The sequence below is a fragment of the Shewanella goraebulensis genome (assembly GCF_030252245.1).
GTDB classification, from domain to species: Bacteria; Pseudomonadota; Gammaproteobacteria; order Enterobacterales; family Shewanellaceae; genus Shewanella; species Shewanella goraebulensis.
In genome coordinates this window covers 542,107-560,805 of the sequence record NZ_CP126972.1, presented here as the reverse complement: position 1 = coordinate 560,805, position 18,699 = coordinate 542,107, and the positions used below count along the sequence as shown (strand labels likewise).

The 18,699-nt window shown below is 41.3% G+C and carries 12 protein-coding genes; 4 read left to right on the top strand and 8 right to left on the bottom strand.

Features of this window, described 5'->3' with window-relative positions; genetic code table 11:
• The first annotated feature begins 19 nt into the window (after positions 1 to 19).
• Positions 20 to 814: a S1/P1 nuclease gene (locus QPX86_RS02340; protein WP_285163991.1), complete on the top strand. Its 795-nt coding sequence runs from the start codon at positions 20 to 22 to the stop codon at positions 812 to 814.
• A 219-nt stretch (positions 815 to 1,033) separates the two neighbouring features.
• Here QPX86_RS02340 and QPX86_RS02335 read toward each other — a convergent pair whose 3' ends face one another.
• The 6 genes from QPX86_RS02335 to zntR form a co-directional block, all read right to left on the bottom strand.
• Positions 1,034 to 2,923, bottom strand: a complete 1,890-nt coding sequence (locus QPX86_RS02335) for a multiheme c-type cytochrome (RefSeq protein WP_285163990.1) — start codon at positions 2,921 to 2,923, stop codon at positions 1,034 to 1,036.
• 436 nt (positions 2,924 to 3,359) lie between these two features.
• The gene (locus QPX86_RS02330; protein WP_285163989.1) at positions 3,360 to 5,339 is read right to left on the bottom strand and encodes a multiheme c-type cytochrome; all 1,980 of its coding nucleotides are present in this window, start codon (positions 5,337 to 5,339) and stop codon (positions 3,360 to 3,362) included.
• A 484-nt stretch (positions 5,340 to 5,823) separates the two neighbouring features.
• Entirely contained in the window at positions 5,824 to 7,737 is a 1,914-nt protein-coding gene (locus QPX86_RS02325; protein ID WP_285163988.1) for a multiheme c-type cytochrome, read from the bottom strand.
• A 562-nt stretch (positions 7,738 to 8,299) separates the two neighbouring features.
• Positions 8,300 to 10,114: a multiheme c-type cytochrome gene (locus QPX86_RS02320; protein WP_285163987.1), complete on the bottom strand. Its 1,815-nt coding sequence runs from the start codon at positions 10,112 to 10,114 to the stop codon at positions 8,300 to 8,302.
• Between the two features lie 329 nt (positions 10,115 to 10,443).
• Positions 10,444 to 11,904, bottom strand: a complete 1,461-nt coding sequence (locus tag QPX86_RS02315; RefSeq protein WP_285163986.1) for an SO_0444 family Cu/Zn efflux transporter — start codon at positions 11,902 to 11,904, stop codon at positions 10,444 to 10,446.
• 14 nt (positions 11,905 to 11,918) lie between these two features.
• Positions 11,919 to 12,368 (bottom strand): Zn(2+)-responsive transcriptional regulator, encoded by a 450-nt coding sequence (gene zntR, locus QPX86_RS02310; protein WP_220753793.1) that lies wholly within the window; start codon positions 12,366 to 12,368, stop codon positions 11,919 to 11,921.
• A gap of 319 nt (positions 12,369 to 12,687) precedes the next feature.
• On the opposite strand from zntR, the gene purH reads away from it, so the two are divergent.
• From purH to QPX86_RS02295, 3 genes are all read left to right on the top strand, one after another.
• Complete coding sequence (gene purH, locus QPX86_RS02305) at positions 12,688 to 14,277, top strand: bifunctional phosphoribosylaminoimidazolecarboxamide formyltransferase/IMP cyclohydrolase (RefSeq protein ID WP_220753780.1); 1,590 nt, start codon at positions 12,688 to 12,690, stop codon at positions 14,275 to 14,277.
• A 95-nt stretch (positions 14,278 to 14,372) separates the two neighbouring features.
• Positions 14,373 to 15,674, top strand: coding sequence for a phosphoribosylamine--glycine ligase (gene purD, locus QPX86_RS02300; protein WP_285163984.1), 1,302 nt, complete (start codon positions 14,373 to 14,375; stop codon positions 15,672 to 15,674).
• 198 nt (positions 15,675 to 15,872) lie between these two features.
• The gene (locus QPX86_RS02295) at positions 15,873 to 16,241 is read left to right on the top strand and encodes a hypothetical protein (RefSeq protein WP_156003357.1); all 369 of its coding nucleotides are present in this window, start codon (positions 15,873 to 15,875) and stop codon (positions 16,239 to 16,241) included.
• Between the two features lie 1,197 nt (positions 16,242 to 17,438).
• Here QPX86_RS02295 and QPX86_RS02290 read toward each other — a convergent pair.
• Positions 17,439 to 17,975 (bottom strand): GNAT family N-acetyltransferase, encoded by a 537-nt coding sequence (locus QPX86_RS02290; RefSeq protein ID WP_285163983.1) that lies wholly within the window; start codon positions 17,973 to 17,975, stop codon positions 17,439 to 17,441.
• A 205-nt stretch (positions 17,976 to 18,180) separates the two neighbouring features.
• On the bottom strand, positions 18,181 to 18,612 hold the full coding sequence (locus tag QPX86_RS02285; protein WP_285163982.1) for a hypothetical protein: 432 nt from the start codon (positions 18,610 to 18,612) through the stop codon (positions 18,181 to 18,183).
• Between the last annotated feature and the right edge of the window lie 87 nt (positions 18,613 to 18,699).

Here is an 18,699-nt window from a genome sequence, read left to right as displayed (position 1 = left end):
CGCTACTGGAATAATAATAATGAAACCTGCAGTACTTCTATTTAGCGCAACCGTTGCACTTACAAGTGTGATCAGCCAGCCAGCTCACGCTTGGGGTCAAATTGGCCATCGTATTATTGGCGAGCTTGCGCAAAACAACCTTTCACCTTTAGCACAAGAAAAAATCAATCAGTTCGCCAAAGGTGAGTCATTAGCACAAATGTCGACTTGGCCTGATGAAATTCGATCAGATAAAAATTGGCATCACTCTACGCCTTGGCACTATGTGTCAATCGCCGATGATGAAACTTGGGAAACTGTAAAAAGAAACCCTAAAGGCGATATTATTGAAAGCCTTGAACGGTTTGAGAAGATTTTAAAAGACCCTAAGGTCAGTGATAAAGACAAGCGTGACGCTTTAGCATTTTATGTCCATTTCGTTGGTGATATTCATCAACCGCTGCATGTAGGTCATAGCCATGATCATGGTGGTAATAAGGTAAAACTAAAATGGTTCGGTGACGACACTAACCTACACACGGTTTGGGATAGTAAGCTTATTGATAATAAACAGTTAAGTTATACCGAATATACGCAGTTCATTAACCGTATCTCCGATAAAAACGTCAAAAGCTGGGTTGGTAAAAGTTATTATGACTGGGCTGATGAATCAAAAGCACTTCGCGGTGCAACTTATAATTTAGAGACAAATCGTGATGACCAGCCTGATTTGCGCTATCAATATATTTTCGATCACACCCCAACGGTTGAATTACGTTTACAGCAAGCTGGTATTCGTCTTGCTGAAAAGTTAAATATTATTTTCAGTAAATAATTGTAATGCTTGTAATGTGAATAAAGGTTGTCATATGAAAATAATTCTGTAGTCATTAAACTGAAATTTCTTCTTCACATTATGTACAAGCCGCGTTATTACATAGCTTATTAGACATAAAAAGAGCCACTCATTTGAGTGGCTCTTTTGTTTAACCCATACTGCTTAATGAATCGTGTTAGTTAGTCAGCTTGTAGGCACAGACTAACCTTATATTTATTAGCGTTGGAAGTTATGGAATTTATCAATACCGAACGATTTACCTTCAGCGTGACAAGTAGCACAAGATTCCATTGTAGGTTGTAAATACCAATCCGCTACAACTTCAGCGTCAATTTCACCACCGTTTTGCTCCATGTGGTTTAGCGCTGAATCTCCATTGTGTTGGTGACAAGAAAAACAGTTGGCAGTGATAGGGCTAGCCATTTTAGTTGTATCTGGGTTCCCATCTTCATCAGTATTATATGCTTTGGCACGCATGTATTGATTAGGTATTGCATATAAATCAATACCATCAGCATGACAAGACACACAGTTATCCGCATTTAACTCTGTTGCAGAGTTAGGGATAGGATTACCGTCTTCGTCTGTCTTAAGTAGCTCACTACCTACACCCCAGTGCATGCTATGGACCATAGGACCAAAACCAGGAGCCGAGCCTGCTGAGTTACGGTCTTGACCATTGTTATGACATGCAACACAGTCGTAACCGCCTTCACTGTATCCACCATTTTTATGGTAATTAGTCTCGTTATTATGACAAGTACTACAACTATCAGTTGTCACTGCATGGCGACGGTCATAATCAGTCACTTCTCCATCCGCAATTGCAAACACAGGAGAGTAACTCGTGAAAGTGACACCATCATATGATGCATCTTCACCATGTGCGAATGTCACACGTGAACTCGCCATTATTTGCGGTGTATTTAGATCAAGTGTCGGGAAACAAAGTGTCTTAGAACCATCACCTTTATAGCTTTCATTATAGGTTCGAGATTCACGACCAACTATAGACTTATTATTGTACCCATGCATGTAACCACTGGCATAAGTTAATGTACCGTCGGCATAAAGCGTTTCAATATCCAACATAGTTTCGCCTTGATAAAGGCTAATGTCAGTACAATATGCTCCCGCAGCATCCAAATAAACTTCTGAAAGTGATGTAGAATGTTCAGATCTCGAAGCCTGTCTTTCTGCCAAGCCGATACTAGTCGCCTGAGCATGGAATGCACGAGCATCAAAATCTGAGTTAGGTACAATAATTGATGTTGCAGAATCGACAGTATGACAGTCACTACAGCCATTTCCTGCAATACTAGTGTTGATTACAGGTTCTGCATGACAGGTATAACAGTTAGTGACTGCAAAGTCTTTTTCAAACTTCTGATGATTCACGTGACCGATTTTCTGCAATGTATTTGTTGCATAACCACCATCTTCTTCAGCGCGAGATACGTTGTTATGACACACTAAACAACCTGCAACGAAATCGACCTCGCCTTCAGCATTAATTGCTGTGTAGCTAGGGTGCTTCATGCTAGAAGTACCATAGTCCACGTGACAGCTGTAACAAGTTTCAGTTGTTGACGTGTGGATCATCTCAGGTTTATCCACAACAATTGGTTGCGAGCGTGCAATTTCTGATTCCCCGCCACCGACACGCAACCAAACAATCCCTTCAGATGCTGCGGTAACTGCAGGCATTGGCGCAATTAACTCGTAACGGCCATCACCTAATGCAGTTAACTCTGCGCCGTCTTCTTTGGTAGTATCAGTGTAGCCACCAATTTTTCCATCTCGGTTTAGCACGATACCTTTGTCAGTTAACTCAGCAAATTTTGCTTCTGCTTTCATTAAGCCATCAACTAATTCATCATTTTCGTTGGTGACTTCAAACTCGTAGCGAACCTGACCTTCTTCAATAGCATAAGCAATCATAGATACACTGGTTACTTCTGACTTTTCAGTTACTGGTGGATTAGGTCCTGGACCTGGTTCTCCTGGTGCGCCATCTTCACCATCTTTTCCATCATCAGCACAACCTGCAATCCCCATTGCTGCTGCAACAACGAAGGCTAATCTGCGTTTCGTTAAATGTTTCATCATCACTCCGAATAGTTTAATTACTACTTTTTAGGTAAAACCTAGATTGCATAGTAGGGATTAACGCAGGTAGCAGGAGTGATAATGGTCACGAAAAATTGTTCAAACAAATTCAAAAAAGCGTTTTTATATCAGATATTTGAATGAGTTCAGAATGAAATTATCTATATTTTAGGTATCAAAAATTCACTTTTAAAATAGCTGGCACATTTTTCAATCAAGTGTATCAAATTGGATCAACTATCGAGACTTCAGCAAGATTAAGTCGTTGAATAAAGATAAAAAGGAATTACTGCTATTTAAGGAGATTAAATAAAGAAAAAGCCACTATCTATTAAATAGTGGCTTTTCTAAAGGATTCTGCAGCCCGGTTGCAGGGGAGAGCTACAGAAACCTATTTACTTTTACGTTTAAAACTAACTCTTAAAAACTCAGCTTAACGCTCAAAGTTATGGAACATATCGATGCCGAAAGACTTACCAGTATCATGACATGTTGCACAAGACTCTGAAGTACCTTCAGTGAACCATTCTGTCGTTGATGGTACATTCAACTCACCACCATTTTGCTCCATATGGTTCAATGCAGCATCTGTATTATGACAAGCAAAACAGTTAGCTGTAATTGGGCTAGTCATTACGCCTGCATCACCATTGTTATATGCTTTTGAAAGCATATATTGGTTAGGTACATCTGCTAGGCTTACACCATCAGCGTGACAAGATACACAGTTATCAGCGTTTAAGCTTGCCGCTGAATTTTCAACATTGTTGCCATCTTCATCAGTTTTAGCGCCTGAAAGTGCATTACCGATACCCCAATGCATGCTGTGAACCATTGGTCCGAAACCTGGAGCAGATAAAGCACCTTTACGATCTTGGCCATTGTTATGACAAGCAACACAATCTAAGCCACCATCACGGTATCCACCATTTTTATGGTAGTTAGTATCATTGTTGTGACAAGTCGTACAGCTATCTTCAGTGACTGCATGACGACGTCCCCAATCTTGTACTTTTTCAAAGTTAATTGGGTCAACAACTTCACTGTACCCTGTGAAAGAGACACCGAACTCACCATCACTGTCTTCCCAGTTAGTATCTGCGATAGTTACGCGAGAACTTGCTGACAAGTTAGCAAGTTCATAACCCGCAGTTAGCTCACCGTAACAAACTGAACGTGAGCCATCTGCATTCTCAATATAACCTTCTGCACCATGAGAAATCACACGAGCCACAATAGAATCATTGTGGTAGTTGTTAATGTAAGCGCCACCATAAACCACTTCACCCGCGGTATACATATCACCGATGTTTAATTGCACCGGCGTTTCACCTGAGTTATCAAACAATGCGATATCAACACAGTAACCTGATGTCCAAGCAACATCTTTGTGGTCAATCCACTCATCCATTGTTGGATTAAAGTATGGGTTACTTGTTGTGGTGTAATGATTTGCACGAATTTCTTCACGCTCAACTAAACCAATTGAGGTTGCTTCAGCATGGAATGCACGCGCATCGAACCCGTCAGCAGGAACAATCACACCTGATTGGCCATCACCATGACAGTCACTACAACCATTACCAGCAATACTGGTATTCACTACAGGCTCTGCGTGACAGGTATAACAATTGGTTGGTGTGAAATCTTTTTCAAATTTCTGGTGATTGATATGACCTAAAGCTTGCATAGTAGCTTTAGCATATCCGCCAGTATCTAACGAAGTACCATCTTCAGCTATATCACGTGGTACGTTGTTATGACACACCATACAACCGCCAACGAAATCGACTTCGCCATCGGTATTTAGTGCAACATACTTACTATGACGAATATCAGAAGTCGCATAATCAACGTGACACGAATAACAAGTCTCAGTAGTACTTGTATGAGTATTTTCTGGTTTATTGATAATAATATAAGGTGAAGCTGCGATACCTTCATCATTACCCACTTGTAAACGGATCAAGCTTTCAGTATCTGCTTGTACTGCTGCCATAGGAGCTACTAGTGTATATTGACCATCGTCGACTTCAGTAATAGTCGCTCCTTCTGTTGGCGTATCGCCACCAAAAGTTGCATTACCACCAACGCTACCGTCTCGGCTACGTTGAATACCCTGCTCTGTCATTGCAGCAAGATAAATCGCTGCACTGTCTAAGCCAGTAATCGCAACGCCATCTTCATCTGTAATATTAAATTCAACAGTTACTTGGCCTTCTTCTACCATGTGAGCAATATACTCAACATTGGTAATTTCAGACACCTCAGTTACTGGTGTAGGGGTGGTTCCTGGTTCTCCAGGTGCGCCATCTTCACCATCCGCTCCATCTTTACCATCGTCGGCACAACCTGCAATCCCCATTGCGGCTGCAACAACGAAGGCGAGTCTGCGTTTCGTTATATTTTTCATCATCATCACTCCGATTTATTTTTACTACTTTTTAGGTACATCTGATTTTTATACTAGACGTTTCTAACTTTCTAAATAGTGATAAAGGTCACGGTGAAACTTAAATTAAGCTTAAAAAGCGACCTTTCTGGCAGAAGTTTGATTTAGATCTAAATAAACACAATGGTGCAAAGTGGTTAACAATTACAACAGCACGCAAACCTATATCACACTGTAAAACCACAGCTGAAAAAAAATGTAATTACAATTAATTTCTATTTTTCATCAAGTTAAGTTTTTAAAGTTCATAGTTTATTTCACCTTCTAAAAATCCACACTTCAATAAATAACTGTTCTGAATTTGAAATTAATTAGGCAGTTAAAAATAGGCAACAAAAAAGCCACTCATAATGAGTGGCTTTTTAAGCTAATGTCGCTATTAAATAAACGGGTTAAGAAAACCTTGCAGGGTCAATAGCCTTACCCATTCAATTAGCAGCCTAAATTAACGCTCGAAGTTGTGGAACTTGTCGATACCGAATGATTTACCGGTGTCATGACATGTTGCACAAGATTCAGCAGTACCGTGAGTGTACCAATCATCACCAGCTGGAACATTTAGCTCTCCGCCATTTTGTTCCATGTGGCTTAGTGCTGATGCGCTGTCGTGACAAGCATAACAGTTAGCGGTGACTGGGCTAGTCATAACACCAGAAACACCACCGTTATAAGCTTTTGAAAGCATATACTGGTTAGGGATTTCAGCTAGTGAGATACCTTCAGCGTGACAAGATACACAGTTATCAGCGTTTAAGCTGTCTGCTGAATTTGGTACGTTGTTACCATCTTCATCAGTCTTAGCACCAGAAAGTTCGTTACCAATACCCCAGTGCATGCTGTGAACCATAGGTCCGAAGCCTGGTGCTGAGTTTTTAGCACTACGATCTTGGCCGTTGTTATGACAAGCAACACAATCTAAGCCACCTTCAACATAGCTACCATTTTTATGGTAGTTCGTTTCGTTGTTGTGACAAGTCGTACAGCTATCAGTAGTAACAGCATGACGACGATCGTATTCTGTTTCTTGAGATAGATCTGCAAGTTCAGTCACTGGCGAGTAGCTAGTAAATGAAACACCGTATTTACTATCGTCATCAATCCAGTTTCCGCCTTTAAAAGTAAGACGAGAGCTTGCCATGATTTGTGCAGTTTGAAGATCTAACGTTGCATGACACATGGTTTTAGAACCATCAGCATTATAGATTTCACTGTATGAGCGAGACTCACGGCCAACGATAGACTCGTTGTGGTAACCATGAATATAAGTACTTGCGTAACTTAGCGTACCGTCAGCGTATAGCGCTTCGATGTTCAACATTTCTTCGCCTTTATAAAGGCTTAAATCTGTACAGTAGTCACCAGCAGCATTTTGGTAAATAGCTGATAATGTAGTTGAATGCTCTGCACGAATAGTTTGACGCTCTTCAAGACCAATTAGTGCTGATTGTGCATGGAATGCACGTGCATCAAAATCACTGTTTGCTTGAACAATTGCCGCTGCAGCAGAATCTGAAGTATGACAATCATTACAACCGTTACCCGCAATGCTAGTATTGATTACTGGCTCGGCGTGACAGGTGTAACAGTTAGTCGGAGTGAAATCTTTTTCAAATTTCTGGTGATTAATATGACCAAGCTTTTGCATAGTCGCTTTAGCATAACCGCCAGTGTCTAAAGAAGAACCATCTTCAGCGACATCACGAGCAACGTTGTTATGACAAACCATACAACCGCCAACGAAATCAACTTCGCCATCAGTATTTAAAGCAACATAACCACTATGTCTGATATCTGAAGTAGCGTAATCAACGTGACATGAATAACATGTTTCAGTCGTTGTTGTATGAGTCATCTCAGGCTTGTTTACAATAATGTAAGGTGAAGAAGCAATTTCACCACCACCAACTTGTAAACGAATTAAACCTTCGGTATCTGCTTGAACTGCCGCCATTGGCGCAATAAATTCATAGCGACCATCGTCAAGCATAGTTAGCGTTGCGCCTTCAGTAGCGTTATCACCGCCTGCTGTTGCACTACCACCAACTGAGCCATCACGCGAACGCTGGATGCCCATGTCAGTTTTTGCTGCTAGATAAACACCAGCGTTTTCAAGACCAACAATTAATGCGCCGTCTTCATCAGTAATTTCAAATTCAAGTGTGACTTGACCTTCTTCAACCATATGAGAAATAAACTCAACATTGGTTACTTCAGAAGTTTCTACTACTGGTGGAGTAGGGCCTGGACCTGGTTCACCTGGTGCGCCATCTTCGCCGTCTTTACCATCGCTACCACAGCCTGCAATCCCCATTGCCGCTGCAACAACGAAAGCTAATCTGCATTTCGTTAAATTTTTCATCATCACTCCAAATATTTTGATACTACTTTATAGGTATAACCCGTTTTAAGATTAGACTTTTCTGCATTTTGAAAGAGTGATTAGAGTCACAGGCGCCATGACAAGACGTATAATTTAACGCCTTTATAGCAGAACTTTGAACCAGATCTTAATCAACATATTCTTATATAATAAAAAACAAATTCAACAAATGCTTAAGCTATTGTTTTAAAAGAGATTTACAATAATTAAAAACAATTAACATTTTAAAACCCTTGAATTTCAACCCTTTATAGTAAAATTTAAAGCCCATTTTACACCTTTACATAATAAGTATAGACAAGCTTAATAATGATTTAAGTTTATTTTAAGCTTGGAGTGACAGAAACCATCAACATTCATTGTAACTGCATGTATCAAATGCATTTTAATAACCCAAAAATACAATATATTATCTTAAGCTGACTACGCTAAATTTAGAATACAAAAAAGCCACTATTGCTAGTGGCTTTTAAATTCAAATATCAAACCTAAGAGATAGTCTTGATTTAAGATTAATCTACAGGTTTATATTGATGACAATTTAGCGCTCAAAAACGTGGAATTTTTCGATACCGAAAGACTTACCTTCAGCATGACAAGTTGCACAAGATTCTGATGTAGGTTGAGTATGCCAATCAGCAGTAACCGGTACGTTTAGCTCACCACCATTTTGCTCCATATGGCTTTGTGCTTTCTCATCGTTATGACAAGCAAAACAGTTTGCCATAACAGGAGAAGTCATCACACCAGCGTCACCACCATTGAATGCTTTAGATTTGATGTATGCATTTGGCACTTCGTATAAGTCGATACCATCAGCATGACAAGCAACACAGTTTTCAGCATTTAGCTTAGTCGCAGAGTTTGGCTCGCCAGTTACTGCATCGCTACCTTCACCCCAGTGCATGCTATGAACCATTGGTCCAAAGCCAGGAGCTGAACTTTTAGCATTACGATCTTGACCGTTGTTATGACACGCTAAACAACCAAAGCCACCTTCATCAAAGCTACCGCCTTTATGGTAATCGCCTTCTGAGTTATGACATGAAGTGCAGCTGTCAGCAGTCACACTATGACGACGCTCAAATTCATTGATGAATGCACCTTCAGCACTGACGATGTCAGAGTGAGTTGTAATACTCATTAGACCATCAAATGTAATACGTGCAGAAGCAAATAATTCTGAACCCGCGAAGCTTTCATCTAAAGTGCCACATAAAGCAACACTCTCACCTGATGTAGAAACGCTCATAGAAGCTGCACGACCAGTGATTGACGCTTCGTAGTAACCGTGTAAGTAGCTAGAAACTGATACTGTACCAGCATCAACAAGTTCACCTAGGTTTAGTTGATTTTCCTCAGCATTGTGAAGAGAAATATCGCTACACCACTGCGAAGTTTCTTGAACAAAATAAGGTGCTGAAGCTGAAGCAACATGCTCTTCCTTCAGTTCTTTACGTTCAGTCATTACAGTGTGGAATTCACGCCAGTCATCACCAGATTCATTAAAGCTGTTGAATGTCGCTTCAACTTCAGTGTTTGCAACACCTGCTGCATCATGACAATCATGACAAGTCTGTTGGCTGTATACTGTAGTGATTGGATCTACGTGACAAGTTGTACAGTTTGAGACCTCAAAACCAGTCTCAAACCCTTGGTGGTTGATATGACCAATTTTTTGCATGTGGGTGTTAGAGCCACCATCATCACGAGTAACGTGACCGTGACAAGTCATACAACCCGCAACAAAATCTGTTTCGCCTTCTAAATCAACCGCTACGCGCGATGGATGTCTGAAGCTTGAGGTTGAGTAATCAACGTGACAGGTATAACAAGCTTCTGTTGAAGTTGTCATTGCTTCAACTGGCTTATCAATAACGATGTAGTCAGACGTTGCGATTTCACCGCCACCCACTTGGAAGCGAATAATGCCTTCAGTGCCAGCAGTTACTGCAGCCATTGGCGCAATAAACTCATAGTTGCCATTTTCAAGCTCAGTTAACGAAGCGCCTTCGTCACTTGCTTTTGCCGCGCCGCCAACAGGGTTTTCATCGCTGCTATTACTACGCTTGATACCTTGCTCAGTTAAAGCGGCAAGATATAGCTCAGCATCTTCTAAACCAACGATGCGAATATCGTCTTCATTTGTGATGCCAAACTCAACTGTTACTAGACCATCTTCAACTGCATGATGGATCACATCTACATTTGTAATTTCTGAAGTTTCAGTCGTTGGTGGGGTTGGTCCTGGACCAGGCTCGCCTGGTGCGCCATCTTTACCGTCACTACCACAACCAGCAATCCCCACTGCCGCTGCGATAACAAATGCTAATTTGCATTTCGTTAAATGTTTCATCATCACTCCGTTTTTTAATACCAACTAATAGGTACTTGCGCGCATATTAGGTATTTCATTTTATGAAATGAGTGATACGAATCACATAAGATCCGAAATTTAACAAATCTGATATTGTTTAAATTAAAAGCTTGAGCTGCGTCTTGTTTAGGTAAAGCTGATATTAACAAACAATACCCGAATGCTAACTTGATGGTTAAAAATCAATAAACTAGGTGACAGTATGTATCAGTGACTGTTGAGTAATAAATATTACTTTCACAAAAAAAGACCCTCGCGGGCCTTTTAAATAATGCAGCTATTAAGTGACTAATCCATCAATAGTAAAATTAAGAACAACAGTCTCTTCGCATACTCTTTATAGGTAACTTCTCGTAAATCACTTTCGCCATTAATAGTGCTAATACAACTCCTGAACTTATAGTCACAAAGTCTGGCAACAACTCATGTTGTTCACCAATTTGTGGCATGACCACAAAGCCAAAGTTGGCCACCAAGTAATTAACTAGCACACCAAACAGCAATGCAACACCTAGCACTCCGCCTAAATAGCCTAATAATGCACGCTTACCTAATTCTTTACTAACTACCCCAAGCGTTGCAATATTGGTAGCTGGACCCGCCATCATAAACACCAATACTGCACCAGGTGATACGCCTGCTAATAATAACCCCGCCGCTATTGGCGTTGATGCTGTAGCGCAGATATACATAGGTACTGATACCAATACCATCACTAGCATGGCTAAAATGCCGTCACCCCATTTGGCTAAAAAGTCTCCCGGTACAAAGGTTTGCACTAAAGCCGCAAAGAATAAGCCCACTAATAACCATAAGGCAGTGTCTCTGACTAAATCAGTGGCGGCATACACGAGCCCTGACTTAACGCGAGATAATACTGACTCACTTTTAAGCTCTGTTGCTATATCTTTGGTCGACTCACAGCAGCTTTCTTCTGACACAGCAGCTTTATCTTTCTTGCTTGAACAGCAGCTGGTTGTTTCAGTTTTAACTTCCGCACTCGCCACTGATTTACTTGCACAACAACTGGCTTTTTCGACAGTCGTTTCTAACTTAGTTGCTTTACTTGAACAGCAACTAACTTTCTCTGAATTGTTATCAGCTTGAGTTTGAGAGGTAACCTCTGTTTTAGCGCAACAACTTGCAGCTGGTTCTTGCGTCGATAATGGTTTAACAACTGATAGTGGAGACACGCCCGACTGAGCCATCATAGAGGCGGTATTTGGCTTAAATTTAGGGGTGTCAATCGCAGTGTCGTTAGATTGTTTGCTACTGCAACAAGATGATGTCACTTCACCTACAGAGCCAAGATCATTAGTTAATTCATTAGCAAGTTTGTCCGACTTACCTGCCGCGCTCGTTTTCGTATCAGTCTTATCATCTCTGCCAACTAATAAGCCTGCCACAATCGCGCTAGTGATTGCTGCAATTGGGCGGATGATAGCCATGAATGGGCCGAGCAAAACATAAGATACCGTAACCGAATCAACCCCAGTTTCAGGCGTCGACACTAAAAAGGAAGTGGTCGCTGCTTTTGAAGCGCCGCTACGGCGTAAACCCACAGCGGCAGGAATAACCCCGCATGAACATAACGGCAGAGGCGCACCTATGACAGCGGCTTTAACGACTGTTTTTAAGCCGTGACCACCCAACTGTTTTTGCATCCATGCCATTGGCACAAACACTTTTAACAAACCAGCGAGCACTAAGCCTAATAATAACCAAGGCGCAGACTCTAAAAATAACTCTACAAAGTTAGCGATTAACATGTTTTGTTCCACTCTTAATTCTGTATAGCAGCGTGATGTTCAACTTTTGGCTGCAATTCTTTATCTGATGATTCTAACGCTTCTAATATAGAGCAATGCTCTGCGCTTTCAGGCCCACCACAACAAGCCTGTGATAATTTGTTTAATGAGCTGGCAAAAAACTCAAGCTCAGCAATTTTGGCTTGAACTTGTTCAAGTTTGGTGTCCACCATCCCTTTAACATCCGCACAAGCCCAATTGGACTTATCCAGTTCAATGGATAACAACTCAGCAATGTCACTTAAACTGAAACCAACCGCTTTAGCTCGAATAATAAATCGCAGTTTTTCGGCGTCGTCTTGGTTATACAGTCGATAGCCCGCGTCAGAACGATTAGAGGGCGCTAATAAGCCATGCTTTTCATAAAATCGCAGCGTATCTGTTTTTACTTCAAATAATCTTGCAAGCTCACCAATTCGATACATATTTTTACCTGCTAGATTGAATCCGATCTCAATGTATAACACTCAGTATAAACCTTGGAGTTAAATCCAAGGTCAAGGGTTTTATAGAACATAAATTACCTGCTTACTTTGTTCTTATTTCAATATTGTGAAATCGCGCAGAAATTTCCCGAAATAACACTGATTACGTTAAAATACGCGCGTTTCATTACGGCTCAATTCAAAATAACAATAAGATGAAGGGCGTAGGAACTTTGGCAAAACAGATTTCACACCACTGTGTTCGAGTAATTCTGTTTTGCCAAACTTCCTTAAAATAAATAGTGGACACTGTACCTACATGAATAATGTCAGACCCATTCGTCGCGCGCTGTTAAGCGTATCTGATAAAACTGGAATGCTTGAGTTTGCACAAGCATTACATGAGCAAGGCGTAGAGTTACTTTCTACTGGTGGCACCGCTAAATTACTTGCTGATAATAATATTCCAGTGACCGAAGTCTCTGACTACACAGGGCATCCTGAGATCATGGATGGTCGTGTTAAAACACTTCACCCTAAAGTACATGGCGGTATTCTTGCGCGTCGTGGTATCGATGAAATCGTGATGGAACAAAATGCCATCAAACCAATCGACTTAGTTGCCGTTAACCTTTACCCGTTTGCCTCTACAGTGGCAAAAGAAGGTTGTACTTTGGCTGACGCAGTTGAAAACATCGATATCGGTGGCCCAACCATGGTTCGCTCAACAGCTAAAAACCACAAAGACACCACGATTGTTGTTAATGCTAGCGACTACGGCCGCGTGATTGCAGAAATGCAAGCCAATGAAGGCAGCACAACACTTGAAACTCGCTTTGACTTAGCCATTGCAGCATTCGAGCACACCGCAGCTTATGACGGCATGATCGCGAACTACTTCGGTACTATGGTGCCAGCACACAGTAAAGATGAGTGCCATGAAGATTCAAGCTTCCCACGTACCTTCAATACTCAGCTGATCAAAAAGCAAGATTTACGCTACGGTGAAAACAGCCATCAAAAAGCGGCATTCTATGTTGATGCACACATTGATGAAGCATCAGTTGCCAGCGCAACACAATTGCAAGGTAAGGCACTGTCTTACAACAATATCGCTGATACTGACGCAGCTCTTGAATGTGTAAAAGAATTCGAAGGCCCAGCTTGTGTCATCGTTAAGCATGCTAACCCATGTGGTGTCGCACTAGGCGAAACCATCTTAGAAGCTTACGATCGCGCATTCAAAACTGACCCGACATCAGCATTTGGCGGCATCATAGCGTTTAACCAAGAGTTAGATGCAGACACAGCGAAAGCCATTGTTGACCGTCAGTTTGTTGAAGTGATCATTGCGCCAACAGTCAGTGCAGCTGCACGTGAAATTGTTGCTGCTAAAGCTAATGTACGTTTATTAGAGTGTGGTCAGTGGAACACTAAAACCACCACTCAAGACTTTAAACGTGTTAACGGTGGTTTATTAGTACAAGACCGCGACCAAGGTATGGTTGATGTCGCCGATGTTAAAGTGGTTTCAAAAGTCCAACCTACAGCTGAGCAGCTAACTGACTTAATGTTCTGCTGGAAAGTGGCTAAGTTTGTTAAATCGAACGCGATTGTCTACGCCAAAGATGGCATGACTATCGGTGTGGGCGCAGGCCAAATGAGCCGTGTTTACTCTGCGAAAGTGGCAGGTATTAAAGCCGCCGATGAAGGTTTGGTTGTTGAAGGGTCTGTAATGGCATCTGATGCATTCTTCCCATTCCGTGACGGTATTGATGCAGCCGCAGCAGCAGGCATCAGCTGTATCATCCAACCGGGCGGTTCAATTCGTGACGAAGAAATCATCGCAGCAGCTGACGAACATGGCATTGCTATGGTGTTCACCGGAATGCGTCACTTCCGTCACTAAATAGCATTTGAATAGAGCAGCCTCATTTGGCTGCTTTTTTCGTTTAAAGAACATGATAATTTTTACCAAATTGAATATAAAAAAGGTGAATAAAGATGCAGGTACTTGTAATTGGCGGCGGCGGACGCGAACACGCACTAGCTTGGAAAGCAGCTCAATCAGCTCAAGTTGAAAAAGTTTTTGTTGCTCCTGGCAACGCAGGCACATCTTTAGAGCCAAAATTAGAAAACGTCGGTATTAAGGTTGAAGCAATTTCAGAATTAGTGAAATTTGCCCAAGACAACAAGATTGAATTAACCATTGTTGGCCCAGAAGTGCCATTAGCACTTGGCGTAGTTGATGCCTTTAACGAAGCTGGCTTACCTATCTTTGGCCCAACCCAAGGCGCAGCGCAACTTGAGTCTTCAAAAGCTTTCACGAAAGATTTTTTAGCTCGCCATAATATTCCAACTGCCGACTACGCTAACTTTACTGACATCGAGCCAGCAAAAGCTTACAGCGTTGAACTGACCAACAAAACAGGTTTCCCTGTTGTGATTAAAGCTGACGGTTTAGCAGCAGGTAAAGGCGTGATTATCGCGCAAGACCAAGCTGAAGCTGATGCTGCAATTGAAGATATGCTAGCAGGTAACAAATTTGGCGAAGCCGGTTCTCGCGTTGTTATCGAAGAATTTTTAAAAGGTGAAGAAGCCAGCTTTATCGTCATGGTAGATGGTAAAAACATATTAGCCATGGCCACCAGCCAAGACCATAAAGCCCGTGATAATGGCGATTATGGCCCTAACACTGGCGGCATGGGTGCATACTCACCAGCACCAGTCGTTACCCAAACCGTTCACGACTGGACAATTGCCAATGTTATCCGTCCAACAGTTGATGGCATGGCAGCAGAAGGCAATGTTTACACAGGTTTCTTATATGCTGGTTTAATGATTGCACCTGATGGCAGCGCAAAAGTACTTGAGTACAACTGCCGCTTTGGCGACCCAGAAACGCAGCCAATCATGATGCGTCTACAATCAGATTTAGTTGAACTTTGTTTAGCCGCCACCCGTGGTGAGCTTGATAAAGTGACCGCAGAATTTGATTCACGCGCAGCAGTCGGTGTGGTACTAGCAGCAGGCGGATACCCTGATGCCTACCGCAAAGCTGACGTAATTGACGGTTTATCTTTAGGTGACAACAACGCCAAAGTATTCCACGCAGGCACAGCTATGAAAGACGGCCACGTAGTAACTGCAGGCGGCCGCGTATTATGTGCCACGGCACTCGGTAACACAGTGACAGAAGCACAAGCTAGCGCATACAAGCTAGTCGATGCCATCCACTGGGATGACGTCTACTTCCGCACCGATATCGCCTACCGCGCAATCGCACGCGAGCAAGGTAAAGACTAACTAGTTAGTTTTTGCTTGTTATTGAAGCGATAAAAAAATCCCTGTGATAGAAATATCATAGGGATTTTTTATGGAATTAACTTTCCCCTACAATCAAAATTAGAATATGCTAACTTTGATACAATTATGATTTTAATAGTTAGGGATAACGATAGTATGAGAAGCTTCAACAAAATAACTTGTATATTGTTCTTACTAATGACTTTTAATGTAAGTGCCAGTGGGTTAGCCAGCCTTTTATCTGATGCTATTGAACCTGAATTCTCAAAAATCATCGATGATATTTATACTGGATATTCTCTCATTGAGGATGACTTGCCTGAAATACCTCATTCAGCTATCGAAATACCTAGAGACATTTTCATTCCAGATTACAATTCGACGTTTAGCTGCGGTGGAGTTAGATCCTATAACTCTGATTATAGAGCGATTGAAATTAGCTATACCGTATACTTTCAAACCAGTAAGGAAACATGGATACCTTTAGATGGCAAAGTACAAGAACAATCATTTTGGCAAGTAAACCCAGTCAAGAATACTACGGCTTGGATCAATAAAGAAGAATAGACATATTATTTACTGCAAGCAGACTCAAGATGTATCGAGTGTAATGATCTCATGTATGTTAAGCAGCGACCTTCACCTAAGACACTCTAAATTCTTTATTTAAGACAGAATCTATATAAATTCTTCGAAAACTAACAGCATCCGTCATTAAAGGCCTGTTCAGCACACCGACCTATCGCACAAAGCCTTTCAGCCAATCTAACTTCACCATATTTTCTAAAATCTTAAACGCATCTGGACTGAGTTTTTTTCTTTTCGATTTAACTTCATTGTAAGTTTATAAAAGAGCTAGACTGCAGCGCCACGACCTTCTCAGCTTATAGATCGTATATGCAATACCCTATTTGGAATTGAATAACGAATATAAGTCCATTACTTCAATCTAACCCATTGCCTGTCGCAGGAAGATATAGGATGTATCGAATGTCGCGAACACATGGATGTGAATAAGCGACCTTTTGTACAGATTCATCTAAGACACGCTTCAAGTACGTCCATGTAAGCTCTGCGAAAACATCCATGTTTTCGAAGGTCTTAGACGCATCTGCACTGGGATTATTACCTCTTCGATTTAACTTCGTTTTTATATTCAATATAGAGCAAAGCCGCAGAGTTCAGTTGGCTTGAGTGCATCAAGAAAATTACGTGAGTCCTGACATGGCCTTTCTCGCACATCCATGTGCTTCAAGGCATTTTGTGCATCCTGCACTTAAGATATCAGCTAGCTTTCGAGGGGAAGGGACGCCCCATCGTAAGCGTTAGTGATTTTTGAAGATGTACGAAGCTGAACCAAATGAAACTAAAAGCTAAATAATACTCCGTTGGAAATTTTGCTTTTTAAATTTCGCCGGAGCGCTGAGGGATTATCAAGGGGGACAAGCGCTTTACCCCATGATTCTGGTGTGGGCAAAGCGCCACGACTTTAATCTTGCTTTGAGCCAAAGAAAACAAAACCAAACGCTCCATCAGAAACGTTAGTGATTTTTGAAAATGAACGCAGCAGAACCAAATGAAGCTAAAAGCTAAATAATACTCCGTTGGAAATTTTGCTTTTTAAATTTCGCCGGAGCGCTGAGGGATTATCAAGGGGGACAAGCGCTTTACCCCTTGATTCTGGTGTGGGCGAAGCGCCACGACTTTGATGTAGATTTAGACTTAAAGAATAAATAAAACTTCGGCATTTCAGCCGAAACCAAGTTACCAGTAAGATTGCTCATTCAATGCATCAACACAAAAACTCTCACCTTCAATCGCTTCAATCTCTGAGCCTGTTAACGATTGAGCCAACCACCCTTCTGGATAAGTTAATATCAGCGGTGCCTTGATACAAGATTCGCTAATAGGTTTAAACCCTACTTTAACGTAGTAGCTAGGATCACCGTAAGTAAACGCTAACTCAACGCCTTTATCTTTTAATGCTTCAAGCCCAAAGTTAATCAGTGCTTGGCCAACACCTTGGCCTTGATGAGACGTATCAACCGCAACTGGCGATAGAATAAATGCCTTAGTGCTATTAGCTAAAGTCAGCTTACTAAACAAAATACAGCCAACGATTTGATGATCTATCGCCGCTACAAAACCGAATAAATCTTCTGGTTTCGTCGTGGTTAATATTTCAGACACTAAATGACCAATCACTTTACCCTCAGACTCTCCTTCTGCATCGCCAAATACTTGAGTGTAAAGAGCAATAACCTCTTCGCTAAAGTCTGGATGAAAAGTCGATAGCTTCATAAATATTCCTAAAAATAGTGTCCAAGTTCAGTAAAATGCCTAGGGCCTGTTAATCTTCGCTGGTTAAGTTTTATTCGAAATAAAGCACTAATCCAACTTCTCTAGTATCTAACGTTCGCAGCATACACGCTAGAATAACAATCACTAAATATAAAAAAGCCGAGCATGAGCTCGGCAAGAAGTTGAATTAAATCAGAATGATTTACTATTTATTTACTAAATCTTGGTATTCGGTCACTTTTGCACCAAACTGATAACCACCATTATTACGGTTATATTCACGAAATAAACTCACAGAAAAATAAGTTGGGCTATCTGCGTCAATAATGTCAGATACCACTTGATTCAGTGTTGTAATGTTTGGCTCTGCAGATAAATAAAAGTGCTTTGTCTGCACTAAAGACAGGTCTTTTGCTTGCTCATTAGTGATTAAAATTTCACTAAATTGTGTCGTCATTAATGTCATAAATTCAGTATGGTATTGGTCGCCTTCTTCAAGCATCAACATAGATGTTTCAACAACCACTAACTCACTCATCGCTTCTGCAACTTGAGCCTGTTCTACCGCTTCATTTTCCTGTGCCATTGCGCTTAATGAAACAAAAATGACCACTGCGCCAATTACTATTTTATTCATCTTTTACCTTTGTGACTGCTGTTATCTCGTGTTGTAAGAGCAAGATCTTATTCCACGATATATAAGGAGGCTGTTTAATGAATAAAG

Excerpts from the sequence above, each read along its gene's own strand:
- QPX86_RS02335 (WP_285163990.1), bottom strand. The coding sequence starts at position 2,923 with ATGAAACATTTAACGAAACGCAGATTAGCCTTCGTTGTTGCAGCAGCA.
- zntR (WP_220753793.1), bottom strand. The coding sequence starts at position 12,368 with ATGTATCGAATTGGTGAGCTTGCAAGATTATTTGAAGTAAAAACAGAT.
- purH (WP_220753780.1), top strand. The coding sequence starts at position 12,688 with ATGAATAATGTCAGACCCATTCGTCGCGCGCTGTTAAGCGTATCTGAT.
- QPX86_RS02330 (WP_285163989.1), bottom strand. The coding sequence starts at position 5,339 with ATGAAAAATATAACGAAACGCAGACTCGCCTTCGTTGTTGCAGCCGCA.
- QPX86_RS02295 (WP_156003357.1), top strand. The coding sequence starts at position 15,873 with ATGACTTTTAATGTAAGTGCCAGTGGGTTAGCCAGCCTTTTATCTGAT.
- QPX86_RS02325 (WP_285163988.1), bottom strand. The coding sequence starts at position 7,737 with ATGAAAAATTTAACGAAATGCAGATTAGCTTTCGTTGTTGCAGCGGCA.
- purD (WP_285163984.1), top strand. The coding sequence starts at position 14,373 with ATGCAGGTACTTGTAATTGGCGGCGGCGGACGCGAACACGCACTAGCT.
- QPX86_RS02320 (WP_285163987.1), bottom strand. The coding sequence starts at position 10,114 with ATGAAACATTTAACGAAATGCAAATTAGCATTTGTTATCGCAGCGGCA.
- QPX86_RS02315 (WP_285163986.1), bottom strand. The coding sequence starts at position 11,904 with ATGTTAATCGCTAACTTTGTAGAGTTATTTTTAGAGTCTGCGCCTTGG.
- QPX86_RS02290 (WP_285163983.1), bottom strand. The coding sequence starts at position 17,975 with ATGAAGCTATCGACTTTTCATCCAGACTTTAGCGAAGAGGTTATTGCT.
- QPX86_RS02340 (WP_285163991.1), top strand. The coding sequence starts at position 20 with ATGAAACCTGCAGTACTTCTATTTAGCGCAACCGTTGCACTTACAAGT.
- QPX86_RS02285 (WP_285163982.1), bottom strand. The coding sequence starts at position 18,612 with ATGAATAAAATAGTAATTGGCGCAGTGGTCATTTTTGTTTCATTAAGC.